Consider the following 24,331-nt stretch of genomic DNA (forward strand, 5'->3'; position numbering starts at 1 on the left):
GTGGTCGGCCGGCCGCGGGTCACCCGTACGGACGACGGGTCAGGCCGCGTCGCGCTGCCGCCCGGGTGTCGCGGTGGCGGCCTCGGGCTCCTTCTCGGGGGCGCGCGGGGGCCTCGACACGGCGTCGGCCGCGGCGCAAGAGGCGAGCAGGTCACTCATCGGCAGATCGCCCATCGGCAGATCACGCAGCGGCAGGGGGGACGGCGACTGCGCTTCGGGGTCCGACGCGGACATGGCTGCCTCCTCGATCTCCTCGGCGTGGTTAGGCAGACCTAACCAGGTCTTGGCCTCCATGTGACCACGCATGGTGGGATCCGTGCAACACCTTACCGACGGCTTGTCGGAAAGTACGGGCCGCGCATGCGGCGTGCTGGGGCTCCGCCCCGGACCCCGCTCCTCAATCGCCGGAGGGGCTGGATTTGCCCCATCGTCGGTCGGTAACCGTCTGTGCCGGCGCGATAGGCCGAGCCCGGCAAAAACCAGCCCGGCCGGCGATTGAGGCCACCCGTTCGGCCCGCGGCCGGGCAGCTACCCCCCGAGGTCGGCGAGCGGTTCGTGGCGCCAGCGGGTTCCCATTCCGCTCACCGTCACCACCCGGCGCTCATCGTCCGTGGCGCCGACCGCGCGCTCGATGAGCACCCGCAGGCGGTCCTGCGACAGGTCCTCGACCTTCCCGTCCCCCCACTCGACCACGATGACCGAGTCGGGCAGCGAGACGTCCAGGTCGAGGTCCTCCATCTCGTCGAGCCCGCCGCCCAGGCGATACGCGTCGACGTGGACCAGCGCGGGGCCGTCGCCCAGCGGCGGATGGACCCGGGCGATCACGAAGGTCGGCGAGGTGACCGCGCCGCGTACGCCGAGGCCTTCGCCCAGGCCTCGGGTGAGGGTCGTCTTGCCCGCGCCGAGTGCGCCGGAGAGCATCACCAGGTCACCGGGGCGCAGCAGCGCGGCCAGCCGGCGGCCGAGGTCCTGCATACGTTCCGGGGAGTCGACGGTCAGACGGGTGACGAAGGGGGCAGCGGCGTCAGCTGCCGGGGTGTGCGCTTCCATGCATGCCAACGTTAGCGTCTGCCGGCACCGCGCCCACCCGGGCGAGGAGCGCGAGGAGTCCGGCCGTCACGGCCTCGGGGTGTTCGAGCATGACCAGGTGCCCGGAGTCGGGGACGATGACCAGCTCCGCCTCGGGCAGCAGCGCGGCGATCGCCTCGCTGTGTGCACTCGGCGTCACCAGGTCGCCGTCGCCCGCCAGGACCAGCGCCGGCACCTCCGCGAAGACCGTGGCCAGCGCCTGGGACTTGTCGTGGTCGGTGAAGGCCGGGTAGAACTCCGCGACCACATCGATCGGGGTCGCCTCGATCAGCCGCTCGGCGAACCGGGCCACCGCCGGGTCGACGTCCTTCGAGCCGAAGGAGTAGCGCTTGATCACACCGGCGAACAGATCGGCGGTGGCCCGCCGCCCCCGCTCCACCAGCTCGCTCTGCGAGCCGAGCGCCCTGAGTACGCCGGGAAGCACCCGCCGTACCGCGTTCACCCCGGCCACCGGCAGTCCGAAGCTCACCTCGCCGAGCCGCCCGCAGGACGTGCCGACGAAGGCCGCCGCGACGACCCGGTCCCGTACCAGCTCGGGGTACTGGTCGCCGAGCGCCATCATCGTCATGCCGCCCATCGAGTGCCCCACCAGCACCAGGGGCCCCTCGGGCGCCGCCACGTCGATGACGGCCTTCAGGTCGCGGCCGAGCTGATCGATGGTGATCGGTGCACCGGCGGCCTGCGCCAGGCCGCGCTGTGAACGCCCGTGGCTGCGCTGGTCCCAGTGCACGCTGCGGACGACGCCGCGCAGAGCGGCGCGCTGGAAGTGCCAGGCGTCCTGGCCGAGGCAGTAGCCGTGCGAGAAGACGACGGTGACCGGCAGGCCGGCCCTGCGGCCGAAACGCTTGCGCTTGCCGGTGCCCGAGGCCGCCGGGGCGACGTCGTCGACCTCGTAGTGGATCGCGGTGCCGTCGTCGGCGAGGGCCCGGCCGGGGACGCCGCGCAGCGAGCCGTACGGACCCGATGCGTCCAGCGCCAGCCGTGCCTTCCGGCGCATACCGCGGCCGACGGTCATCCGTTCGACCGCCACACCCGCTGCCGCACCCGCCGCGAGCACCCCGATGGCGGCGCCGGCGAAGCTGCCGGCCCGGCGCCAGCCGACGCCTGTCGCCACGGCCTCGGCCACCTCCATGCTGGTGCTCTCGCTCACCGTGCCGCTCCCACTGGTCCGTCCGGGCCGGTGCCCGGGTCTGCCGGCTCCTCGTTGACATACACCCGGTCCACCCGCGGACCGATGCGGGTGACGATCTCGTACGCGATCGTGTCCGCGGCCACCGCCCAGTCCTCGGCGGTCGGCTCGCCCCGGTCGCCGGGGCCGAACAGCACGGCCTCCGCGCCCGGTGCGGGCTCGTCCCCGCCCAGGTCCACCACGAACTGATCCATCGCCACCCGGCCCGCGACCCGCCGCCACGCGCCGCCGACCAGCACCGGACCCTTACCCGAAGCGTGCCGCGGGATACCGTCCGCATACCCGAGGGGCACCAGGCCAAGGGTGGTCGGGGCCGAAGTGACGTAGTGGTGCCCGTAGCTGACGCCGTGCCCGGCGGGGACGTGTTTGACCAGGCCGAGGCGGGCGCTGAGGGTCATCACGGGACGCAGCCCGAAGTCGGCGGCGCTGCCGAGCTGCGGAACCGGCGAGATGCCGTAGAGGGCGACACCGGGACGCACCAGGTCGTACTGCGACTCCGGCAGCGTCAGCACGGCGGGCGAGTTGGCGATGTGCCGGACCTCGGGCCGCAGCCCGGCCTTCTCCGCGTGGGCCACGGCCTCGTCGAACCGGGCGGTCTGTGCGGCGATCGAGGGATGGCCCGGCTCGTCGGCGCACGCGTAGTGCGACCAGAGTCCGGTGACCCGCAGCAGCCCGGCCGCCTCGGCCGCGAGCGCCGCACCGACCAGTTCCGGCCAGTCGGCGGGCTGGCAGCCGCCGCGGCCCAGGCCGGTGTCGGCCTTGAGCTGCACCCTGGCGGTGCGGCCGCAGTCACGAGCCGCGGCACACACCTCGTCGAGCGCCCACCTGGCGCTCACCGAGACATCGATGTCCGCCTCGATGGCCTCGCGCCAGGGCCCGCCCGGCGTCCACAGCCAGCACAGCAGCCGAGTCCGCAGCCCCGCCGCCCGCAGCGCCAGCGCTTCCTGCGGGGTGGCGGTGCCGAGCCAGTCCGCCCCGGCCAGGACCGCCGCCCTGGCGCAGGGCACCATGCCGTGCCCGTACGCGTCGGCCTTGACCACGGCCATCAGCCGGGCCCGGGGCGCGCGGGCGCGCAGCGCGTGAACATTGGCGCGCAGCGCCGCCAGATCGATCTCGGCCCGCGCCCTCAGGGGTGCGCGCACTCGCATGGGTGTTTCAGTCATCGCCGGCCCAGTCTCTCAGAGCGAGGCCGACGAAGACCCACGGCAACGCGCTGACCCCGCAGCACCCCGCGCGTCCGGGCCCGCCCCACCGCACCGTCCCGCGTGCACGGACCCGCACCCGCCTCACCGTTCGCGGCAGACGTCCCGCCAGGCCCCCGCGATGCCGCCCGCCACGTCCTGCGCCGCCACGCCCGCTCCGCCGGACGCCTGCCGGGCCGCGAGCCCGTGCAGGTAGGCCGCCACGGACCCGGCATCCCTGGCCTCCAGGCCCGCCGCGAGCAGCGAGCCCGCGAGACCGGACAGCACGTCGCCGCTGCCCGCGGTGGCCAGCCAGGGCGTGCCGGTCGGGTTCACCCGGACCGGGACGTCACCGGACGGCGATGCGACCAGCGTGGTCGAGCCCTTGAGCAGGACCGTCGCCCCGTACCGTGTCGCCAGGGCGCGCACCGACGCCAGCCGCGCCCCTTCGACCTCCTCCCGGGACACCCCGAGCAGCGCGGCCGCCTCCCCGGCGTGCGGGGTGAGCAGCGTCGGCGCCGGCCTGTCCCGTACCGCCGCCGCGTCCAGCAGCCGCAGCCCGTCCGCGTCGACCAGTACGGGCACGTCGGAGGCCAGTACGTCGTCGACCGCCGAGGTGTCGTCGCCGATCCCGGGGCCGACCACCCATGCCTGCACCCGTCCCGCCTTGGACGGCGGGCCGCTGTGCACCAGGGTTTCCGGGAAGCGCGCGATCACCGCGTCGGCCGCCGGACCCGTGTAGCGCACGGCGCCCGCCCCGCCGTGCAGCGCGCCCGCCACCGCGAGCACCGCGGCCCCCGGGTAGCGCGCCGACCCGGCGGCGATGCCGATCACCCCGCGCCGGTACTTGTCGCTCTCCGCCGCCGGTTTCGGCAGCAGTGCGGCCACATCGGCGTACTGCAGCGCCTCCAGCTCGGGCACCGCGGGCAGGTCGAGCCCGATGTCGACGAGCCGCACCGCTCCGGCGTACTCGGCGGCCGGGTCGATGAGCAGCCCCGGCTTGTACGCACCGAACGTCACCGTCGCGTCGGCCCGCACCGCCTCGCCCACCACCTCGCCGGTGTCGGCGGACACCCCGCTCGGCAGGTCCACAGCGACCACCGGCACCGCGTCCGGGATCGCCCAGAGCGCGGCCTCCGCCTCCGGACGCAGCCCACCGCGGCCGCCGATGCCGGTGATTCCGTCGACGACCAGGTCGGCGCGGCGGATCACCGACGGGTCGTCGACCCGCCCGCCGGCCGCGAGCAGCGCCCGCAGCCCGCCCGGGTGTGCCCGGTCCGGGTCGAGCAGTACGGCGCGCACGCCGGCGCCGCGCCGGGCGAGCCGGGCGCCGGCGTGCAGCGCGTCCCCGCCGTTGGCCCCGCTGCCGACGAGCAGCACGATCCGGGCGCCGTACACCCGGCCCAGCAGGTCGGCGCAGGCCGCGGCGAGCCCGGCGGCGGCCCGCTGCATCAGGGCTCCGTCCGGCAGCCGCGCCATCAGCTCGCGCTCGGCGGTCCGTACGGTTTCCACGCTGTAAGCAATACGCATGCCTCAACCCTCCGCGATCACGACGGCCGAGGCCACTCCCGCGTCATGGCTGAGCGAAACATGCCACGACCGCACGCCGAGTTCGGCGGCCCGGGCCGCCACCGTCCCGCGGACCCGCAGCCGGGGCCGGCCGCTGTCCTCGACGTACACCTCGGCGTCCGTCCAGTGCAGTCCGCTGGGTGCCCCGAGCGCTTTGGCCAGTGCCTCCTTGGCCGCGAACCGGACGGCCAGCGACGCGATGCCCCGGCGCTCCCCGTCGGGGAGCAGCAACTCCGCCGGAATGAACAGCCGTTCAGCCAGATTCGGGGTCCGCTCCAGCGCCGCCCGGAATCGGTCGATCTCGGCGACGTCGATCCCCACCCCGATGATCACTCGACGGTCACCGACTTCGCGAGGTTGCGCGGCTGGTCGACGTCGTTGCCGCGCGCGGTCGCCAGTTCGCAGGCGAAGACCTGCAGCGGCACGGTGGCCACCAGCGGCTGCAGCAGCGTCGGCGTGGCCGGAATCCTGATCAGATGGTCCGCGTACGGCACCACCGCCTCGTCCCCCTCCTCGGCGATCACGATCGTCCGCGCCCCACGGGCCCGGATCTCCTGGATGTTCGACACCACCTTGCCGTGCAGCAGCGACCGCCCGTTCGGTGACGGCACGACGACCACCACCGGCAGATCGTCCTCGATCAGCGCGATGGGCCCGTGTTTCAGCTCGCCCGCCGCGAAGCCCTCGGCGTGCATGTAGGCGAGCTCCTTGAGCTTCAGCGCGCCCTCCAGCGCGACCGGGTACCCGACATGACGGCCGAGGAACAGCACGGTCTTCTTGGCGGCCAGCGACCGGGCCAACTCCCGGACCGGCTCCATCGTTTCGAGTACCCGCTCGACCTGGCAGGAGATGTCGGACAGCTCCCTGACGACGGTCCGGATCTCGTCCGCCCACTTCGTCCCGCGCACCTGCCCCAGATAGAGCGCGACGAGGTAACAGGCCACCAGCTGGGTCAGAAACGCCTTGGTCGACGCGACCGCCACCTCGGGACCCGCATGCGTGTAGAGCACCGCGTCCGATTCTCTAGGAATCGTCGACCCGTTGGTGTTGCAGATGGCCAGCACCTTGGCGCCCTGCTCGCGCGCGTGGCGCAGCGCCATCAGGGTGTCCATGGTCTCGCCGGACTGGGAGATCGCGACCACCAGCGTCTGCTGGTCCAGGATCGGGTCCCGGTAGCGGAACTCGCTGGCCAGCTCGGTCTCGCAGGGCAGCCGGGTCCAGTGCTCGATCGCGTACTTGGCGATCATCCCGGCGTGGAACGCGGTCCCACACGCCACGATGACCACCTTGTTGATCTCCCGCAGCACACCGGCCGGGATCCGCACCTCGTCCAGCGTCAGCAGCCCGCCCGCGTCGATCCGCCCCAGCAGGGTGTCGGCCACCGCCTTCGGCTGCTCGGCGATCTCCTTGAGCATGAAGTAGTCGTAGCCGCCCTTCTCGGCGGCCGACGCGTCCCAGTCCACGTGGTAGCTGCGGACCTCGGCCGGCGCCCCGTCGAAGTCGGTGACCACCGCACCGTCCCTGCGCAGCTCCACCACCTGGTCCTGGCCCAGCTCGATCGCCGAGCGGGTGTGCGCGATGAACGCGGCCACGTCCGACGCCAGGAACGCCTCGCCCGCCCCGACGCCCACCACCAGCGGCGAGTTCCGCCGCGCGCCGACCACCATGTCCGGCTCGTCGGCGTGCACCGCGACCAGCGTGAACGCCCCTTCGAGCCGCCGGCACACCTGCCGCATCGCCTCGGGCAGATCGCCGCACGAGGAGTACGCCTCGGCCAGCAGATGCGCCACCACCTCGGTGTCGGTCTCGGACACCAGGGCGTGGCCCCGCCCGGTCAGTTCCTCGCGCAGCGCGGCGAAGTTCTCGATGATCCCGTTGTGCACCACGGAGACCCGTCCCGCGTTGTCCAGATGCGGGTGCGCGTTGACGTCATTGGGCGCCCCGTGCGTCGCCCACCGGGTATGCCCGATCCCGGTACTCCCGGCAGGCAGCGGCCGATCGGACAGCTCCTTCTCCAGGTTGACGAGCTTCCCGGCCTTCTTGGCCGCCGCGAGCCCACCGTCCGCGAGCACGGCCACGCCCGCCGAGTCGTAGCCCCGGTACTCCAGCCGCTTCAGACCCGCGATGACAACATCCAGCGCCGACTGCCCGCCGACGTACCCCACGATTCCGCACATGTCGGCAGCCTACGGGGACCGCGGGCGAACACCCGTCGGACGCAACGCCCCTGCGCCGGGTCGGGGCCTATGCTGGGTGTACGCGCTGAGCTGCGCATGCGTGTTGATCGACGCCACAGCCCGACCGACCCGTCGCGCTGACTGACCGACCCATCGCGCTGACCTGGAGTCACGCATGACCACACCACGGGATCTGCTGATCGTCGTCGTCGACATGGACTCCCGTCGACCCGTGGAGCGGGGCGATCTCTCCCTCGCGCTCGCCGGAGCCGAGGCCGTCGACCTGCTGACCGGCGAGGACATCACGCTGGCCGACCAGCGCATCATCCCGGGCATCGAGCGCGCCATGCCGGACATGCTGCTGGACGAGGCCGTGTCGGCGCTCCACCGCGAAGCACCGTACGAGCCGATCGGCGAGTGGCTGTGGCGCAGAGGCCGGGGCCTGTCCGAGGCCTATCTGGCCACCATGGAAGCCGAAGGGCTGCTCACCCGCCAACGCCGCCGCCACTGGATGTTCCTCAGGGACAACGGGTTCGCACTGGCCGACTCGGCCGCTCGCCGGACCGCCCTGGCCCGCTGGGCGGCGGATGAGCCCGTCCTCGCCGCCCTGGCCGAGGCCATCGGGCTCCGCGACCCCCAGCCGGCGGACGACTCGCCGAGCGCCGCCGACGACTCGGTGGCAGCCGTACTCGATGCCGTGGGCGACGCGGTGAGTGAACTGTCGGCGGAACGGCAACGGCGCGCCCGAAGGCTCCAGGAGGCGGCCGCGGACAACGTCCAACGAGGGTACTGACGGCCGTCGGCCGCCCGCCCGCCGCGCCCGGCGTGACGTACTCCACCCGCCACCGGCCCCGTACAGCCCCGACAATGAGCAGGTGATCTCTCCGGTCTCCCCACCGCCGAGGAGCGCCCACCGGTCCAGGCCGGAGGCGACTCCCTATGTCGACCTCACTCGCGCCGAATGGAGCGCCCTTCGCGAGAAGACGCCGTTGCCGCTCACCGCCGAGGAGGTGGAGCGGCTGCGCGGGCTCGGGGATGTCATCGATCTCGATGAGGTGCGGGACATCTATCTGCCGCTCTCCCGGCTGCTCAATCTGTATGTGCAGGCCTCGGACGGGCTGCGCGGTGCGCTCAACACGTTTCTCGGGGACGCCGGGAACGGCCACGGCACCCAGCACGGCACGCCGTTCGTCATAGGCGTCGCGGGGAGTGTGGCGGTGGGCAAGTCGACCGTCGCCAGGCTGTTGCAGGCGCTGCTCGCGCGCTGGCCGGAGCATCCACGGGTGGAGTTGGTGACGACCGACGGGTTTCTCCACCCGATGGAGGAGTTGAAGCGGCGCGGGCTGATGTCCCGCAAGGGGTTCCCCGAGTCGTACGACAGGCGGGCGCTGACCCGGTTCGTCGCGGATGTGAAATCGGGGAAGGACGAGGTGACCGCGCCGGTCTACTCGCATCTGATCTACGACATCGTGCCGGGCGAGCGACTGACCGTGCGCCGGCCCGACATCCTGATCGTCGAGGGGCTGAACGTGCTGCAGCCCGCCCTGCCGGGCAGCGACGGCCGCACCCGGGTGGGGCTTGCCGACTACTTCGACTTCTCGGTGTATGTCGACGCACGCGCCGAGGACATCGAGAGCTGGTACCTGAACCGCTTTCGCAGGCTGCGGGAGACGGCGTTCCAGGACCCTTCCTCGTACTTCCGGAAGTACACCCAGGTCTCGGAGGACGAGGCGCTGGACTACGCGCGCACCATGTGGCGCACCATCAACAAGCCGAACCTGGTGGAGAATGTGGCCCCGACCCGCAGCCGTGCCACCCTCGTGGTGCGCAAGGGGGCGGACCACAAGGTCCAGCGGATCTCGCTGCGCAAACTGTGAGCCGAGGAGTTCCCGAGCGTGCTGCATCTGCGTCTGATCGTCCCCACCGACCGGACGAACGAGGTCGTACGGGCGGTGGAGGCCACCGTCGGGACCGCGCATCTGGTGGTGCTCCCCGGGGCGGCCCGTGACCCGGCCGGCGACCTGGTGCTGTGTGATGTGGCCCGCGAGGCCGGTGACGAGCTGATCGGGCAGCTGCGGAAGCTCCGGATCGACCAGGACGGGGCCATCTCCGCCGAGGAGGTGGAGCTTTCGCTGTCGCGCCGGGCCGACGAGGCCGAGCAGGCGGCACCGGGCGAGGGCGCGGACGCGGTGCTGTGGGACCAGTTGACGGAAGCCACCAGCGAGGAGTCCACGCTCACCATCACCTATCTGGCGTTCCTGACCATAGCCACGATGATCGCGGCCTGCGGTGTGGTGCTGGACAACGCGATCCTGATCGTGGGCGCGATGGCGGTGGGCCCGGAGTTCGGCCCGCTCGCCGGGGTGTGCACGGCGGTGGTGCGGCGCGCGCCACGGCTGGCCTGGCGCTCACTGATCGCGCTGGTGGTCGGCTTCGTGTTCGCGATGGTGGTGACGGTGGGCTTCAGCTCGTTCATGAACGCGGTCGGTCTGTTCACCGAGCACCAACTCAACGGCAAGCGGCCCAACACCGGCTTCGTGTACGCGCCCGACTGGTTCTCCGTCGTCGTCGCGGTTCTGGCCGGCGTGGCCGGGGTGTTGTCGCTGACGTCCGCCAAGTCGGGAGCACTGGTCGGGGTGGCGATCTCGGTGACCACCGTGCCGGCCGCGGCCAACGCGGCGGTGGCGCTCTCGTACGGGGACTTCGGCCAGACCCAGGGCTCCCTGAAGCAACTGCTGCTGAACCTGCTGGGGATTCTGCTCGCCGGGACCCTCACGCTGCTCGCCCAGAAACGGCTGTGGGCGAGTCAGCTGGTACGCAAACGGGCGCAGGCGTAGCCGAGCCTGCCGACCGCGTCAAGGCGCCCGCGCCCGAGCGTTCGGCCACGCGTGGGGTTTTGGCGGCATCAGGTTGACCGGCCCGGCGACGGCGGAGGGCTCGAACGGGGGCGCCACCGCCACAGGCGGAGCAGGGCGGAAGTCCGCGTGGACGGTCCCCGGACAGCGCCGTTGACCTTCCGACACGAAGCGGCGCGGGATAAATCCCACCGGTAACTACTGTTAGCGTTCACGCACTCACGGCGGGTGACAGCAACCCGCATGTACCCATGCACCCAGTCGAAGGGCCAACGTTTCATGCGCAAGCTTCAGCAGGTGGCGGCCGTCACCTTCGCGATCGGCAGCCTGTCCGCCTTCGGAGCCGGCGTCGGCTTCGCCGATGCTCCCGCCCCCGCCCCCCAGGGCCAGGCCATGTCGCAGCCCGACATGGCACCCCAGCAGCAGGCCCCCCAGCAGGACCCGCAGGCCGCACCGCAGCAGGCACCCCAGCAGGCCCCGCAAGCCGACCCGCAGCAGGCACCGCAGCAGGCACCGCAGCAGGCACCCCAGCAGGACCCGCAGGCCGCACCGCAGCAGGCGCCCCAGCAGGCCCCGCAAGCCGACCCGCAGCAGGCGCCCCAGCAGGCACCGCAGGCCGCTCCCCAGCAGGCCCCGCAGCAGGCGCCCCAGCAGGCCGCTCCCCAGCAGGCCCCGCAGGGAGCCCAGGTCTCCCCGCAGGTCTCGCCGCAGATCTCGCCCGACGTGTCTCCGGTGGCGACGCTCCCGCAGCGCCTCCCGCAGTCCGGCCCGCAGCAGGCACCGCAGGCCGCGCCCGCGTCGGCACCCCGGTCCGCGCCGCAGGAGCAGAACAACGTCTTCCACCCGTACCAGGAGTGCAGCCCGCAGACGGTGCTCAACGCCAACTTCCCGGTCGCGCTGCTCGGTTACGCCTCGACCCAGGGCGACACCTGCACCCAGGTCAACGACGCCTTCAAGGACTGAGTCCACTCAGCCCCGAACGCCCCACCCCGTGGCAGGCGTTCCACGCCACGGACCCCGGCGCGGCGTTGAGCCTTACTGGACATTCTCCTCTAATGTCACAAACTGTACGTACACGGTCGCTAACGGACCGCATCGCACTACCCAAACGGAGAAGAAATGCGCAAGTTCCAGAAGGCTGCCGTCGTGGCCGCCATGCTCGGCAGTGTCGCCTTCCTCGGCGCCGGCACCGCTTCCGCCCACGACGACGGCGGTCCGGACATCGGCGTGAAGCAGAGCGCCTCGTGCAAGTCGCACGACCTGAACCTCGACGTCCTCGGCGAGGTCGGCGTCCTCAACGGCCTGCTGGGCAACGCCCTCAACGGTGAGGGCGACCCGGGCGCCCAGGCCACCAGCCAGGGTTCGTCGATGGGCTGCAACAACAGCGCCCTCTGAGCATCAGCGGGCAGTTGACCGCCTGAAGCGCGGTACGGCGGCGGGTCACCCTTCGAGGGCGGCCCGCCGCTTTCGCGTGCGCTCGGTCGAATGGAGTGCGCCATCTCCGCGCACCAGCGCGCCGTTGACCGGTGCGGAGCGTTGTGGCGTTAACCTCTCGTAGCTGAAGGTACTCATTCCATCACGGAATGTAGTGAGCTCGACAAACGGAGAAAAAATGCGCAAGTTCCAGAAGGCTGCTGTCGTGGCCGCCATGCTCAGCAGTGTCGCCTTCCTCGGCGCCGGCACTGCTTCCGCCAACGACGGCGGCCCGAGCATGGACGTCCAGCAGAGCACGTCCTGCAAGTCGCACGACCTGAACCTCGACCTGCTCGGCGAGGTCGGCCTCCTCAACGGAGTGCTGGGCAACGCGCTCAACGGCGAGGGCAACCCCGGCGCCCAGGCCACCAGCCAGGGTTCGACCATGGGCTGCAACAACAGCGCCCTCAACAGCCACTGATCAGCCGAGTCAGCATCCGATAACGGGTCCCGGTTCCCGAGCCATGTGCCCGGCAACCGGGCCCGTTTTCTCATCGTGAAGGAACGCAGCACATGTTCAGTGGGAAGAAGTTGGCAGTCGCTTCGATGCTCATGGGCGGCCTCGCCCTGAGCGGGCTGGGCGCCGCCCAGGCCCACGCCGAAGGGCCACGGGTGCACTGCGCGTTCGACGCGCAGGCCAACCTTGTCTGCAGCCGCAAGAGCAGCACCACATACACCAGCGACGACGGTACGTACCACCTGCAGCAGACGCAGGACTGCTCGACGGTCGCGCCCCTGCCCGGGGACCAGCCGCGGCGCGTGGTCGCTGTGGGGAGGCCCGGAACGACCAAGGTCGGCGCCACGGTGGGCTGCTCCAACAACGCGCCCGCACCGGACGGCTTCGTGGCTCCCAGCGTCCCGCGCTGAGCGCGGGCGGGCTGTGGACGGACGGATGGCCGGACCCGATCGACCCGGGCCCGGCCATCCGTCTGTCCGTGGGTGCTTCAGCGCACCGCGTCACGTCCTCGCAGGTGCCGCCGCGCCGGCAGCGACCGGCGCGGGGACGACGGGCCGCCGCACGCCGGTACCCAGCATCTCGACCGGGTTGCAGTACGACAGTCCGGTGAGCGGTCGGCCGGTGCAGAACCTGACCATCAGGTCGGAGAACTCCTCCATCCGTTCCACCGGGGCCAGATGGTCGGCCTCCTTGATGGTCGTGAAAGCCGCCGCGGGCAGCGAGGAGGCGACCTCGCGCCCCATGGCCGGCGTGCAGAGCGTGTCGTACTCGCCGGTGCAGACCAGCGACCGCACCGCGGGCACCGGCTCGTCCCGGTACCAGTCATGGCTCATCAGGCGCGCGTTGTGCTCCACCGACATCCTGATCTCGTCATCGGACTGCGCCATGAACTGCCTGAAGAGCAGCCGGGAGACGACCTGGTGCTTACGGACGGCACCCGTACCGGCCGGCGACATGAACCGTTCGACCAGTTCCTCGGCGATCCCGGCGCGATCGCCGGATGCCAGCATCCGGGTCCAACGCGGTACCGCGTCGGCGTAGTCGTCCGGGATGACCTTGGTCATCCCGACCAGCCCGAGCGCGGCCACGAAACCGGGGTACTGCTGGGCGAAGCGCAGCGCGATGGCGCCGCCGAAGCAGCTACCGACGAGATTGACCCGGGGCATGGCCAACTCCACCAGCATGTGCCGCACGGTGGCGGCGAGAAAGTCGATGCCGTGGTCCACCGGAAGGAAATCCGCCGCACCGTAACCCGGCAGGTCCACGGTGACCGTCGTGCAGTGCTCGGCCAGCCACTTCTCGTGCCGCAGCCACGCGTAACGGTTCTGCGAGGAACCGCCCAGCAGCACCAGCGGCTCGGCCTGCGGGCGGTCCTGGTGGACGATGCGGCAGTGGTAGGTGAACCCCTCGAAGAGGAGCGTCCGTTCTTCCACCCGTGCATCAGCCGAGGGCAACGAGCCGGAAGTTGTCAGGGAAGTGTCCTGTGCGGTGCCGATGTCAGAGCGCATGGTGCCCCCCTGGGGGAGAGTGGGATAAGTGAGACAGAATGTCACGATCCTCCCCTCACGCCCTGCTTCACGCTGATCAGCCCATGGTGGGCGTGTCGGCGGCCCCGGGGGGGCGGACAGGACCTAACCCAGCGCGGACTTGACCACATCGGCCAGCCGGGCCGCCACCGCTTTCGCCTGCTCGGTGTCGGCGGCCTCGACCATGACCCGCACCAGCGGCTCGGTGCCGGAGGGGCGCAGCAGGACCCGTCCGGTGGAGCCCAGCTCCCGCTCGGCCTCAACGACCGCGGTGACCAACTCGGGTGACGTGGCGACCCGGGACTTGTCCACGTCGGGCACATTGATCAGGACCTGCGGCAGCCGCTCCATGACCCCCGCGAGATCGGCCAGCGTGCGGCCGGTGGCGGACACCCGGGCGGCCAGCATCAGGCCGGTCAGGGTGCCGTCGCCGGTGGTCGCGTGGTCGAGCACGATGACGTGGCCGGACTGCTCGCCGCCGAGTGCGTAGCCGTGCTCCTTCATCGACTCCAGGACGTAGCGGTCGCCGACCGAGGTCTGGATCAGTTCGATGCCCTCGCGCTCCATGGCGATCTTGAAGCCCAGGTTGGACATCACGGTGCCCACCACGGCGTTGCCGCGCAGCGTGCCCGACTCGCGCATGGCGAGGGCCAGTACGGCGAGGATCTGGTCGCCGTCCACCTCCGCGCCGGACGCGTCCACGGCGAGGCAGCGGTCGGCGTCGCCGTCGTGCGCGATGCCGAAGTCGGCCCGGTGCTCGACCACGGCGGCCTTGAGCAGCTCCAGGTGGGTCGATCCGCAGCCGTCGTTGATGTTCAGCCCGTCCGGCTCGGCGCCGAGCGTGATGACCTCGGCCCCGGCCCGGGTGAACGCCTCGGGCGACACCCGGGAGGCCGCGCCGTGCGCCTCGTCGAGTACCACCGTCAGGCCGTCCAGTCGGTTGGGCAGTACGGCGATCAGATGCGCGACGTACTGGTCGAAGCCCTGGTCGTAGTCACGGACGCGGCCCACCCCGGCGCCGGTCGGGCGGTCCCACGGCTCGCCGGTGCGGTGCTGGTCGTAGACCGTCTCGATGCGGTCCTCCAGCTCGTCGGCGAGCTTGTGGCCGCCACGGGCGAAGAACTTGACACCGTTGTCCGGCATGGCGTTGTGGCTGGCGGAGAGCATCACCCCGAAGTCGGCGCCCAGCGCACCGGTGAGATACGCCACCGCGGGGGTGGGCAGCACACCGACGCGCAGGACGTCCACCCCGGCGCTCGCGAGGCCCGCCACCACCGCGGCCTCCAGGAACTCCCCGGACGCGCGCGGATCACGTCCCACCACCGCCTTCGGCCGATGGCCCTCGAACGTCCCCGCTTCCGCGAGTACGTGCGCCGCGGCGACCGAGAGACCGAGCGCCAGCTCGGCCGTCAGATCCACGTTGGCGACACCGCGCACACCGTCCGTGCCGAAGAGTCGTCCCACTGCTGTCCTCCGAGAAAAAGCTTTATAGGCGTGTGGTCCTGATAAACGAACGCCCCGACAGCACAGAAGGTGCCGCCGGGGCGAACGTCGTACACACAGGTCGTGCAGGCACAGCAGACCCGCAAGCGGGTTTAGCGCTTGCTGTACTGCGGGGCCTTACGGGCCTTCTTGAGACCGGCCTTCTTGCGCTCGACCGCACGGTCGTCGCGGGAGAGGAAGCCGGCCTTCTTCAGCGTGGCGCGGTTGTTGTCCACGTCCGCCTCGTTGAGCGAGCGGGCCACACCGAGACGCAGGGCGCCGGCCTGGCCGGAGACGCCGCCACCCGAGATGCGGGCGATGACGTCGTAACGGTTGTCGAGCTCGAGCACCTTGAAGGGCTCGTTGACTTCCTGCTGGTGCACCTTGTTGGGGAAGTAGTCCTCAAGGGTGCGACCGTTGATCTTCCACTTGCCGGTGCCCGGAACGATCCGGACGCGGGCAATGGCGTTCTTGCGACGGCCCAGGCCGGCCGCCGGCTGCGGGTCGCCGAAGCGGCCCGCGAGCGACTCGCTGGTGTACTCGCCCTCGACGGGAACCTCCGACTCGAAGGTGGTCACCTCGGCGAAGGTCTCTTCGCCCTCGGTGCCCTCGACGGGGGTCTCTGCAGTGGTCTCGGCCACGATTCTCCTCAGATCTTTCTGTACGTCTTAGGTGGTGGCCGGAGCTACTGCGCGACCTGGGTGATCTCGAACGGGACAGGCTGCTGAGCAGCGTGCGGGTGCTGGTCTCCCGCGTAGATCTTCAGCTTCGAGAGCACCTGACGGCCCAGGGTGTTCTTGGGGATCATGCCCTTGATGGCCTTCTCGACGGCCTTCTCGGGGTTCTTCTCGAGAAGCTCGTCGTAGCGGACGGAACGCAGACCACCCGGGTAGCCCGAGTGGCGGTACGCCATCTTCTGGGTCTTCTTGTTGCCGGAGAGGTGAACCTTCTCGGCGTTGATGATGATGACGAAGTCGCCCATGTCCATGTGCGGGGCGTAAGTCGCCTTGTGCTTGCCCCGCAGGAGGTTGGCGGCGGTCGACGCCAGACGGCCCAGGACGATGTCCTGCGCGTCGATGATGTGCCACTGGCGAGTGACATCGCCGGGCTTGGGGCTGTACGTACGCACTTCGTAGCCTTCGCTTCTTCAGTGGATGGGGTCCAGACACATGGCACCGCTGAAGCGATCATGCAGCTGGGGCTCACAGTGCCGGGGACGCTGCCCGTATGCGAACCACTGGTAACTGCTCCAGGGAACCTACGTAAGGGCCCTTCGCGTGAGAACGACGAAGCCAATACGTATAACAATCGCTGAGACTACCCGCCCCGCCCCGGGTGGGTCAAAACAGCCGGTCCGGGCCCGCACCGTCCGCCCCGCCTACCGCGCCCGCATCACGCGCCGCTCGTCCCACACCGGCTCCGCCGTCTCCCGTACGACACCGTCCGAGCCGAAGACCAGGTAGCGGTCGAAGGACTTCGCGAACCAGCGGTCATGGGTGACCGCGATCACCGTGCCCTCGTACGCCTCCAGGCCGTCCTGCAGGGCCTCGGCGGACTCCAGGTCCAGGTTGTCCGTCGGCTCGTCCAGCAGCAGCGCGGTGGTGCCTGCCAGCTCCAGGAGCAGGATCTGGAAGCGGGCCTGCTGCCCGCCCGACAGCTTCTCGAAGCGCTGGTCGCCCTGGCCCTCCATCTCGTACCGGCGCAGCACCGACATCGCCGCGCCACGGTCCTTGGCGTGCTCGGTCCACAGGATGTCGACCAGCGTGCGGCCCAGCAGCTCCGGATGCGCGTGGGTCTGGGCGAAGTGACCGGGGACCACCCGGGCGCCGAGCTTCCACCGGCCGGTGTGGGCGACCTCGCCGTCGGCCAGCAACCGCAGGAAGTGCGACTTGCCGGAACCATTGGAGCCCAGCACGGCGACCCGTTCGCCATAGAAGATCTCCAGCGAGAACGGCTTCATCAGCCCGGTCAGCTCGAGGTCCTCGCAGGTCACGGCCCGGACCCCGGTGCGACCGCCGCGCAGCCGCATCCTGATCTCCTGCTCGCGCGGGGGCTCCGGCGGCGGCCCGGCCTCTTCGAACTTCTGGAAGCGGGTCTGCATCGCCCGGTAGCGGGACGCCATGTCGGGGCTGATCGCCGCCTGGTTCCGCAGCCGCAGCACCAGCGCCTTCAGCCGGGCGTGCTCCTCGTCCCAGCGCCGCTTCAGCTCCTCGAACCGCGCGAAGCGTTCCTTGCGGGCGGCGTGGTACGTGTCGAAACCGCCGCCGTGCACCCAGACGTCCGAGCCCGCCGGGCTCGGCTCGACGCTGACGATCTTCTCGGCGGCGCGGGACAGCAGCTCCCGGTCGTGCGAGACGAAGAGGACCGTCTTACGGGTCTCCTTGAGCCGGTCCTCCAGCCATCGCTTGCCGGGCACGTCGAGATAGTTGTCCGGCTCGTCGAGCAGCAGCACCTCGTCGGGGCCGCGCAGCAGCGCCTCCAGGACCAGCCTCTTCTGCTCACCGCCGGACAGCGTCCGCACCTCGCGGAACTGGGCCTTCTCGTACGGCACGCCGAGCGCCGCCATGGTGCACATGTCCCAGAGGGTCTCGGCCTCGTAGCCCTGGACCTCCGCCCAGTCGCTGAGCGCCTGCGCGTACCGCATCTGCGCGGCCTCGTCGTCCACGGTCATGATCAGATGCTCGGCCGCGTCCACCGCATCGGCGGCATGCCGGATCCTCGGCTGGGCGACCGAGACCAGCAGGTCCCTGACCGTACGTTCGTCGCGGACCGAGCCGACGAACTGCCGCATCACGCCGAGCCCACCGCTCACCGCGACCGTCCCGCCGTGCGGCTGCAGCTCCCCCGCGATCAGCCGCAGCAGGGTGGTCTTGCCCGCGCCGTTCGCACCCACCAGGGCCACCACGGCGCCTTCCCCCACCCGGAACGAGGCGTCACCGAGCAGCACCCGCCCGTCCGGCAAGTAGTACTCGAGATGGCCTGCCTCAAGATGTCCCATGGAACGGATTGTCGCGCACACCCGCCGCCCTGCGGCAACTCAATTCCGGATGCCCGCGGGAACCGGGGCATCGGCGCCGGATTAGGATGCGCGCCATGAGCTTTGGGCAAGGGGGGCCCTCCTGGGGGCCAGGGGATTCGCAGACGCCTGACTGGGCGGCGCTCGCCGATATCAGTGCCGCGCGCAACCGCCGCCGGAAGTGGCTGTTCATCGGCGGTGGCGTGGTCGCGACCGCCGTGGTCGGCGCGCTCGTGGCGGCGGTCGTCGTAGCGGCCGGAAACGGGTCCGATGCCTCGGACAAGAACGCCACTCAGCTGCCGTCGCCGCAGGCCCTGCCGAGCGAGTCCAGCGCGCCGGCGCCGTCGTTCACCACGAAGGCGCCGCCTCCGCCGCCCGACCCGAAGGACTTCATCTCCAGCTCGAAGAAGGACAAGGCGCCGCTCAACGCGGGCACGCTCTTCCCCGGAGCGAAGCTGACGGTGGCCAACCGTTCGTACGCCAAGCACGCCACCCACCACACCACCGGCTGCGCATCCGTCACCCAGGGCGCACTCGGCTCCATCCTGGTGAACAACGGCTGCCGGCAGGTCATCCGCGCCACCTACAGCAAGGCGGGGGTCGCCGCCACGGTGGGCGTCGCGGTGTTCGACACCGAGGCGCAGGCGCAGAAGGCCATGAAACAGTCGGCCGGCGGCATCGCCTCGCTCAGCGGCGCCGGCGTCCCCACCTTCTGCCGCAACGGCTCGATCTGCCGCCGGACCGCCAACTCCTACGGCCGCTACGCCTACTTCACCGTCGCCGGCTTCCTCAGCGGCAAGAACGTCACCAACGCCTCCGCCGACGTCTTCACGGCCGGCGACGACGTGGCGGAGTTCACCTTCCGTCAGATCGTCGCGCGCGGCCAGGCCCAGGCCTCCGCGGCGGCCGCCGCCCCGGCGAGCTGAGCCGGGCGGGCGGCTGCTCGCCGTCCGCCCCGCGCCCACGCCACCGCTCAGCAGCAGCCCGCACCCGGCAGGGTCCGCATCCGGCGCGCCTGCCTGCTGCGCTCGGCGAGCAACTCGTCGGCCGGGTAGCCGACCTCCTCCAGGGTCAGCCCGTGCGGCCGCACCACGTGCACCCCGGGGTCCCGGATGCCGACGGCCAGCACCTTGCCCGGCCAGTCCGCCGGCCTGCGACCGTCCCCGACGAACAGCAGCGCGCCCACCAGCGACCGCACCATGTTGTGGCAGAAGGCGTCGGCCCGGACCGTCCCGGTGATGACGCCGTCCGTGCCCCGCTCCCAACTCAACTGCTGCAGCGTGCGGATAGTGGTCGCGCCCTCGCGCTTCTTGCAGTACGCCGCGAAATCGTGCTCACCGAGCAGCGCCTGCGCGGCCTCGTTCATCGCGGTGACGTGCAACTCGCGTTCGTGCCACAGCACATGGCCGCGCAGCAGTGGATCGGCGCCGCCCGGAGCGTCGGTCACCCGGTAGGCGTACCGCCGCCAGACCGCCGAGAACCGGGCGTTGAAACCGGCCGGTGCCTCGACAGCCCGCCACACCCGCACATCGCGCGGCAGCCGTCCGGCCAGTCGGCGCAGCAGCTTCTCCCGGTGCTCGTCCCAGACCTCCTCGGGCAGATCCACCTGGGCGACCTGGCCGCGTGCGTGCACCCCGGCGTCGGTGCGCCCGGCGACGGTCAGGTCATAGGTACGCGCCGAGCGGGTCACCGTACGGATCGCCGACTCCAGCTCGCCCTGCACGGTGCGCCGCTCGGTCTGTTTGGCCCAGCCGGAGAAGTCCTTCCCGTCGTACGAAAGGTCCAGCCGCACCCGTACGAAACCGGGCTCCACCTCGTCACTCACCCGTGCATCCTTTCCGACCCGATACAAGCAGAACGGGCCCGCACCACCCCGAAGGGAGATACGAGCCCGTGCGGCTGTCTTCAGAACGCTCAGGCGTCCTTGGACTCGGCCTCGACCGGCTTGGCGTCCTCGACGACCTCGGCCGGGGCCTCGGTCTTGGGCGCCGCGTCCTTGGCCGCACGCTTGGTGGCGGCCTCGGCCTCACCGGTGGCCTGCTGCGCCACGGTCAGCGCCTCGACCAGCTCGATGACCGCCATCGGGGCGTTGTCGCCACGACGGTTGCCGATCTTGGTGATACGCGTGTAACCACCGGGGCGGTTCTCGTACCGGGGAGCGATCTCGGTGAAGAGCGTGTGGACGACGCCCTTGTCCGTGATCGACTTCAGCACGAGGCGACGGTTGTGGATGTCGCCCTTCTTCGCCTTGGTGATGAAACGCTCCGCGACCGGACGCAGGCGACGAGCCTTGGCCTCGGTCGTGGTGATGCGGCCGTGCTCGAACAGCGACTTCGCGAGGTTCGCGAGAAGCAGCCGCTCGTGCGCGGCACTGCCGCCCAGACGGGCACCCTTGGCAGGCTTCGGCATGGTGTTTCTCCTTGTGATCTGCACCGGCCGTATCAGGTACCGGTGTCAGTGCCCGGACGGACGTTTGCCCGCCGGAACCCGGACTCGGGAGCCCGGAGGTCTGCGTCCGGCAGGCGTGACCACGGCATCAGCCGTATCAAGCCCGTCCGGCGATTGAGGACAAAGCCTCAGCCCCGGCCCGGGGCGCCAGGTCACAACCCGGCACCCCCGCCGGAGGCGATCAGTACTGCTCGGTCTCCACGAAACCCGCATCCGCATCGTCATCCGCGCCGAAGGCGTCCGCCGCGGCGGTCGGGTCGAATCCGGGCGGGCTGTCCTTGAGCGCCAGGCCCATGCCGGCCAGCTTCGCCTTGACCTCGTCGATCGACTTCGCGCCGAAGTTGCGGATGTCGAGCAGGTCCGCCTCGGACCGTGCCACGAGCTCACCCACCGAGTGGATGCCCTCGCGCTTGAGGCAGTTGTACGAACGGACCGTGAGCTCGAGCTCCTCGATCGGCAGCGCCAGATCCGCGGCGAGCGCGGCGTCCGTCGGGGACGGGCCCATGTCGATGCCCTCGGCGTCGATGTTGAGCTCGCGGGCCAGACCGAACAGCTCGACCAGGGTCTTACCGGCCGACGCCATGGCGTCACGCGGACGCATGGCCTGCTTGGTCTCGACGTCGACGATCAGCTTGTCGAAGTCGGTGCGCTGCTCGACTCGGGTCGCCTCGACCTTGTAGGTGACCTTGAGGACCGGGCTGTAGATCGAGTCGACCGGGATACGACCGATCTCCTGGCCCAGCTGCTTGTTCTGCACGGCGGAGACGTAGCCGCGACCGCGCTCGACGGTCAGCTCCATCTCCAGCTTGCCCTTGCTGTTCAGCGTGGCGAGCACCAGGTCGGGGTTGTGCACCTCGACCCCGGCCGGCGGGGCGATGTCAGCAGCGGTGACCAGGCCGGGGCCCTGCTTGCGCAGGTACATCACGACCGGCTCGTCGTGCTCCGAGGAGACGACCAGCTGCTTGATGTTGAGGATGAGGTCGGTCACGTCCTCCTTGACGCCCGGCACGGTGGTGAACTCGTGCAGGACACCGTCGACGCGGATGCTGGTGACAGCGGCGCCGGGGATGGAGGAGAGCAGGGTGCGACGGAGAGAGTTGCCGAGGGTGTAGCCGAAGCCGGGCTCCAGCGGCTCGATGACGAACCGGGAGCGGTACTCGTCGACGACCTCTTCGGTCAGCGAAGGGCGCTGAGCGATAAGCATGGTGATCCTTCAGTTTCGTGGGCGCCCACTATTTGACGCCCCCAAGTCCTTCAAGAGTACGGCCTACGCGGGCACGGGCGGCACGGCGCCGAAGCGCCGTACCGCCCGAGAGTCCAGCGAAGTCCGGCCCCGAAGGGTCAGACGCGGCGGCGCTTGGGCGGGCGGCAGCCGTTGTGCGGGGTGGGCGTGACGTCCTGGATCGAGCCGACCTCGAGGCCGGTGGCCTGGAGGGAGCGGATCGCGGTCTCACGGCCGGAGCCGGGACCCTTGACGAAGACGTCGACCTTGCGCATGCCGTGCTCCTGCGCCCGGCGGGCGGCCGACTCGGCGGCCATCTGCGCGGCGAAGGGGGTGGACTTGCGCGAGCCCTTGAAGCCGACGTGGCCGGCGGAGGCCCAGGAGATCACGTTGCCCGAGGGGTCCGTGATCGAGACGATGGTGTTGTTGAACGTGCTCTTGATGTGGGCGTGCCCGTGAGCGACGTTCTTCTTTTCCTTGCGGCGCACCTTCTTGGTGGCACCCTGACGGCCCTTAGGAGGCATGTCTTACTCCCGTTGGAGTGGAGGTGATCGGTCCCACAGCGAAGACCGCTGAACAGCGTCCGTGAGCGGTGTCCATGGACACCACCTGGCTGAGGACTACTTCTTGCCCGGCTTCTTCTTACCGGCGATCGCGCGACGCGGGCCCTTGCGGGTACGAGCGTTCGTGCTGGTGCGCTGACCGTGGACCGGAAGCCCACGACGGTGGCGCAGACCCTGGTAGCAGCCGATCTCGACCTTGCGGCGGATGTCGGCCTGGATCTCGCGGCGGAGGTCACCCTCGGTGCGGAGGTTGGCGTCCACGTACTCGCGGATCTTGACCAGGTCCTCTTCGGCCAGATCACGAACGCGGGTGTTGGGGTCAACACCGGTGGCGGCCAGGGCCTCCTTGGACCGGGTGCGCCCGATGCCGAAGACGTAGGTGAGGGCAACCTCCACGCGCTTTTCGCGCGGGATGTCAACACCTGAAACGCGTGCCATTCAATGGCTCCTGTTGATATCGGGGGTCTTCCACAAAGCCGTTCCCGGACGAAAGTGCCTACGGATGCGTAGGCACCTTTCAGGGTCCCCGGCCCCCGCCGGAGGTGTCGCCCGCTGGGTGAGCGGACGGGCTCTGCGTATGTACGTATTTACGTGCGTCGCGCGAAGAACTGCGAGGTGCAGGTCGTGCTTCAGCCCTGGCGCTGCTTGTGGCGCAGGTTGTCGCAGATGACCATGACCCGACCGTGACGGCGGATCACCTTGCACTTGTCGCAGATCTTCTTGACGCTCGGCTTGACCTTCATGGGATGTCAGGTTCTCCGGGTCGGTGCCACCACCACGCCGTACGGCGGGATGCGGGCAAGATCTACTTGTAGCGGTAGACGATCCGACCACGCGTCAGGTCGTAAGGAGACAGCTCCACGACGACCCGGTCATCCGGGAGGATGCGGATGTAGTGCATACGCATCTTGCCGCTGATGTGCGCTAGGACCTTGTGACCGTTCTGAAGTTCCACCCGGAACATAGCGTTCGGGAGGGACTCGATCACGGTGCCCTCGATTTCGATGGCACCTTGCTTCTTGGCCACGCTTCGCCCTTCGAATCGGCTACCTTGATCAGCTCCGTGCAGCACGCATATGGACATGCGGGTACACCGGAGCCGACGAGTCAGTCTACGTCAGGGCATCCGTAAAGACGAATCGAGGGAGAATGCCCAGCTGCGCAGCTTCTCATGCGCAGATCTCAGACACCCGAGTCCAGCGGATCCGGCGCCACCGTGACACCCAGCTCGGCCAGCTTCGCCCGGCCGCCGTCGGGGGCCGTCAGGACGATCAGGCCCTGCTCGGTCAGCGCGATCGAGTGCTCCCAGTGCGAGGACCGGGTCCCGTCGGTGGTGATGACCGTCCAGTCGTCCTCGAGCACCTGGGTGCGGGGGGTGCCCAGCGAGATCATCGGCTCGATGGCCAGGCAGAAGCCGGGGACCAGCTTCGGGTTGTGGCGGCCGATGAGGCGCCGCTTGTCGACGTAGTTCAGCAGGTGCGGGTCCATGTGCATCTCGGAGCCGATGCCGTGGCCGCCGTAGTCCTCGATGATCCCGTACTTGCCGGAGGCCGGGCGGGGCTGGCGGCGGATGTAGCCCTCGATCGCCCGCGACACCTCGGCGAGCCTGGCGCCCTTCTTCATCGCCGCGATACCGGCCCACATCGACTCCTCGGTCACCCGGGAGAGCTCGACCAGCTCCGGTGCGTGCCCGGTGCCGACGAAGGCGGTGTACGCCGCGTCGCCGTGCCAGCCGTCGATGATGGCGCCGCAGTCGATCGAGATGATGTCGCCGTTCTTGAGGACCGTCTTCTCGTCCGGGATGCCGTGGACCACGACCTCGTTCACCGACGTACAGATGGTGGCGGGGAAACCGCCGTACCCCAGGAAGTTCGGCTTCGCGCCGTGGTCGGCGAGGACCTTGCGGGCCACCTGGTCCAGGTCGTGCGTGGTGGACCCGGGCACCGCGGCCTCCCGGGTCGCGGCGTGGATCGCGGCGACGACCAGCCCCGCCTCACGCATCTTCGCGATCTGCTCGGGAGTCTTGATCTCCACCATCGACATGCGCCTTCCGCATCGGCTGGGGTAACCAGCACTGATCTGTG

28 protein-coding genes are annotated in these 24,331 nt (G+C 70.4%); 8 read left to right on the forward strand and 20 right to left on the reverse strand.

The annotated features are described in order from the left end of the window. Nucleotides 1–39: 39 nt before the first annotated feature. The 7 genes from AB0436_RS23460 to glmS all read right to left on the reverse strand — a co-directional run bounded on the left by AB0436_RS23460 (nt 40) and on the right by glmS (nt 7,205). Nucleotides 40–234 carry a hypothetical protein gene (locus AB0436_RS23460; RefSeq protein ID WP_366470043.1) on the reverse strand — a complete coding sequence of 65 codons (195 nt, stop codon included), beginning with the start codon at nt 232–234 and terminating at the stop codon, nt 40–42. A 294-nt stretch (nt 235–528) separates the two neighbouring features. Further along, nucleotides 529–1,050 carry a tRNA (adenosine(37)-N6)-threonylcarbamoyltransferase complex ATPase subunit type 1 TsaE gene (gene tsaE, locus AB0436_RS23465; RefSeq protein WP_366469901.1) on the reverse strand — a complete coding sequence of 174 codons (522 nt, stop codon included), beginning with the start codon at nt 1,048–1,050 and terminating at the stop codon, nt 529–531. After that, nucleotides 1,025–2,239: an alpha/beta hydrolase gene (locus tag AB0436_RS23470; RefSeq protein ID WP_366469902.1), complete on the reverse strand. Its 1,215-nt coding sequence runs from the start codon at nt 2,237–2,239 to the stop codon at nt 1,025–1,027. The genes tsaE and AB0436_RS23470 overlap by 26 nt, the downstream gene beginning before the upstream one ends. Beyond that, complete coding sequence (gene alr, locus AB0436_RS23475) at nt 2,236–3,441, reverse strand: alanine racemase (RefSeq protein ID WP_366469903.1); 1,206 nt, start codon at nt 3,439–3,441, stop codon at nt 2,236–2,238. Before alr ends, AB0436_RS23470 begins: the two co-directional genes overlap by 4 nt. A gap of 123 nt (nt 3,442–3,564) precedes the next feature. Next, nucleotides 3,565–4,989, reverse strand: coding sequence for an NAD(P)H-hydrate dehydratase (locus AB0436_RS23480; RefSeq protein ID WP_366469904.1), 1,425 nt, complete (start codon nt 4,987–4,989; stop codon nt 3,565–3,567). Between the two features lie 3 nt (nt 4,990–4,992). Continuing rightward, the gene (locus tag AB0436_RS23485) at nt 4,993–5,361 is read right to left on the reverse strand and encodes a holo-ACP synthase (RefSeq protein WP_366469905.1); all 369 of its coding nucleotides are present in this window, start codon (nt 5,359–5,361) and stop codon (nt 4,993–4,995) included. Continuing rightward, nucleotides 5,358–7,205 (reverse strand): glutamine--fructose-6-phosphate transaminase (isomerizing), encoded by a 1,848-nt coding sequence (gene glmS / locus AB0436_RS23490; protein WP_366469906.1) that lies wholly within the window; start codon nt 7,203–7,205, stop codon nt 5,358–5,360. The genes AB0436_RS23485 and glmS overlap by 4 nt, the downstream gene beginning before the upstream one ends. Nucleotides 7,206–7,380: 175 nt before the next feature. Here glmS and AB0436_RS23495 point away from each other — a divergent pair, with 175 nt between their 5' ends. The 7 genes from AB0436_RS23495 (at nt 7,381) to AB0436_RS23525 (ending at nt 12,400) form a co-directional block, all read left to right on the forward strand. After that, nucleotides 7,381–7,998, forward strand: coding sequence for a GPP34 family phosphoprotein (locus AB0436_RS23495; protein WP_366469907.1), 618 nt, complete (start codon nt 7,381–7,383; stop codon nt 7,996–7,998). An 82-nt stretch (nt 7,999–8,080) separates the two neighbouring features. Further along, entirely contained in the window at nt 8,081–9,082 is a 1,002-nt protein-coding gene (coaA, locus tag AB0436_RS23500) for a type I pantothenate kinase (RefSeq protein ID WP_366469908.1), read from the forward strand. A gap of 18 nt (nt 9,083–9,100) precedes the next feature. Beyond that, on the forward strand, nt 9,101–10,042 hold the full coding sequence (locus tag AB0436_RS23505) for a DUF389 domain-containing protein (protein ID WP_366469909.1): 942 nt from the start codon (nt 9,101–9,103) through the stop codon (nt 10,040–10,042). Nucleotides 10,043–10,339: 297 nt separating this feature from the next. Then, the gene (locus tag AB0436_RS23510; protein ID WP_366469910.1) at nt 10,340–11,023 is read left to right on the forward strand and encodes a hypothetical protein; all 684 of its coding nucleotides are present in this window, start codon (nt 10,340–10,342) and stop codon (nt 11,021–11,023) included. A 156-nt stretch (nt 11,024–11,179) separates the two neighbouring features. Continuing rightward, nucleotides 11,180–11,455, forward strand: a complete 276-nt coding sequence (locus AB0436_RS23515; RefSeq protein ID WP_366469912.1) for a hypothetical protein — start codon at nt 11,180–11,182, stop codon at nt 11,453–11,455. Nucleotides 11,456–11,672: 217 nt separating this feature from the next. After that, on the forward strand, nt 11,673–11,954 hold the full coding sequence (locus tag AB0436_RS23520) for a hypothetical protein (RefSeq protein ID WP_366469913.1): 282 nt from the start codon (nt 11,673–11,675) through the stop codon (nt 11,952–11,954). Between the two features lie 92 nt (nt 11,955–12,046). Then, a complete protein-coding gene (locus AB0436_RS23525) occupies nt 12,047–12,400 on the forward strand; it encodes a hypothetical protein (RefSeq protein ID WP_366469914.1) in 354 nt (117 codons plus the stop codon). Nucleotides 12,401–12,490: 90 nt separating this feature from the next. Here AB0436_RS23525 and AB0436_RS23530 read toward each other — a convergent pair whose 3' ends face one another. The 5 genes from AB0436_RS23530 to AB0436_RS23550 form a co-directional block, all read right to left on the reverse strand. Beyond that, nucleotides 12,491–13,423 (reverse strand): alpha/beta hydrolase, encoded by a 933-nt coding sequence (locus AB0436_RS23530; RefSeq protein ID WP_366469916.1) that lies wholly within the window; start codon nt 13,421–13,423, stop codon nt 12,491–12,493. A 198-nt stretch (nt 13,424–13,621) separates the two neighbouring features. After that, a complete protein-coding gene (gene glmM / locus AB0436_RS23535) occupies nt 13,622–14,980 on the reverse strand; it encodes a phosphoglucosamine mutase (protein ID WP_366469917.1) in 1,359 nt (452 codons plus the stop codon). 131 nt (nt 14,981–15,111) lie between these two features. After that, a complete protein-coding gene (gene rpsI / locus AB0436_RS23540; protein WP_365851754.1) occupies nt 15,112–15,639 on the reverse strand; it encodes a 30S ribosomal protein S9 in 528 nt (175 codons plus the stop codon). A gap of 44 nt (nt 15,640–15,683) precedes the next feature. Further along, nucleotides 15,684–16,127 carry a 50S ribosomal protein L13 gene (gene rplM, locus AB0436_RS23545; protein ID WP_366469918.1) on the reverse strand — a complete coding sequence of 148 codons (444 nt, stop codon included), beginning with the start codon at nt 16,125–16,127 and terminating at the stop codon, nt 15,684–15,686. Between the two features lie 249 nt (nt 16,128–16,376). Next, nucleotides 16,377–17,996: an ATP-binding cassette domain-containing protein gene (locus tag AB0436_RS23550; protein WP_366469919.1), complete on the reverse strand. Its 1,620-nt coding sequence runs from the start codon at nt 17,994–17,996 to the stop codon at nt 16,377–16,379. Between the two features lie 95 nt (nt 17,997–18,091). Here AB0436_RS23550 and AB0436_RS23555 point away from each other — a divergent pair, with 95 nt between their 5' ends. Then, nucleotides 18,092–18,940, forward strand: a complete 849-nt coding sequence (locus AB0436_RS23555; protein ID WP_366469920.1) for a hypothetical protein — start codon at nt 18,092–18,094, stop codon at nt 18,938–18,940. A 47-nt stretch (nt 18,941–18,987) separates the two neighbouring features. Here the strand turns inward: AB0436_RS23555 and truA are convergent, their stop codons facing one another. From truA to map, 8 genes are all read right to left on the reverse strand, one after another. Next, nucleotides 18,988–19,839 (reverse strand): tRNA pseudouridine(38-40) synthase TruA, encoded by an 852-nt coding sequence (gene truA / locus AB0436_RS23560; protein ID WP_366469921.1) that lies wholly within the window; start codon nt 19,837–19,839, stop codon nt 18,988–18,990. 89 nt (nt 19,840–19,928) lie between these two features. Continuing rightward, nucleotides 19,929–20,423 carry a 50S ribosomal protein L17 gene (gene rplQ, locus AB0436_RS23565; RefSeq protein WP_327295852.1) on the reverse strand — a complete coding sequence of 165 codons (495 nt, stop codon included), beginning with the start codon at nt 20,421–20,423 and terminating at the stop codon, nt 19,929–19,931. A 220-nt stretch (nt 20,424–20,643) separates the two neighbouring features. Beyond that, nucleotides 20,644–21,666, reverse strand: coding sequence for a DNA-directed RNA polymerase subunit alpha (locus AB0436_RS23570; RefSeq protein ID WP_365851760.1), 1,023 nt, complete (start codon nt 21,664–21,666; stop codon nt 20,644–20,646). A gap of 137 nt (nt 21,667–21,803) precedes the next feature. Beyond that, the gene (rpsK, locus tag AB0436_RS23575; protein WP_125496499.1) at nt 21,804–22,208 is read right to left on the reverse strand and encodes a 30S ribosomal protein S11; all 405 of its coding nucleotides are present in this window, start codon (nt 22,206–22,208) and stop codon (nt 21,804–21,806) included. Between the two features lie 96 nt (nt 22,209–22,304). After that, complete coding sequence (rpsM, locus tag AB0436_RS23580) at nt 22,305–22,685, reverse strand: 30S ribosomal protein S13 (protein ID WP_164264459.1); 381 nt, start codon at nt 22,683–22,685, stop codon at nt 22,305–22,307. Nucleotides 22,686–22,876: 191 nt separating this feature from the next. Beyond that, on the reverse strand, nt 22,877–22,990 hold the full coding sequence (gene rpmJ, locus AB0436_RS23585) for a 50S ribosomal protein L36 (RefSeq protein WP_003956441.1): 114 nt from the start codon (nt 22,988–22,990) through the stop codon (nt 22,877–22,879). A gap of 62 nt (nt 22,991–23,052) precedes the next feature. Further along, nucleotides 23,053–23,274, reverse strand: coding sequence for a translation initiation factor IF-1 (infA, locus tag AB0436_RS23590; protein ID WP_014047798.1), 222 nt, complete (start codon nt 23,272–23,274; stop codon nt 23,053–23,055). A 155-nt stretch (nt 23,275–23,429) separates the two neighbouring features. Beyond that, on the reverse strand, nt 23,430–24,284 hold the full coding sequence (gene map, locus AB0436_RS23595) for a type I methionyl aminopeptidase (protein ID WP_366469922.1): 855 nt from the start codon (nt 24,282–24,284) through the stop codon (nt 23,430–23,432). Nucleotides 24,285–24,331: the final 47 nt, after the last annotated feature.

This window comes from Streptomyces sp. NPDC051322 (assembly GCF_040689485.1).
Taxonomy (GTDB): domain Bacteria; phylum Actinomycetota; class Actinomycetes; order Streptomycetales; family Streptomycetaceae; genus Streptomyces.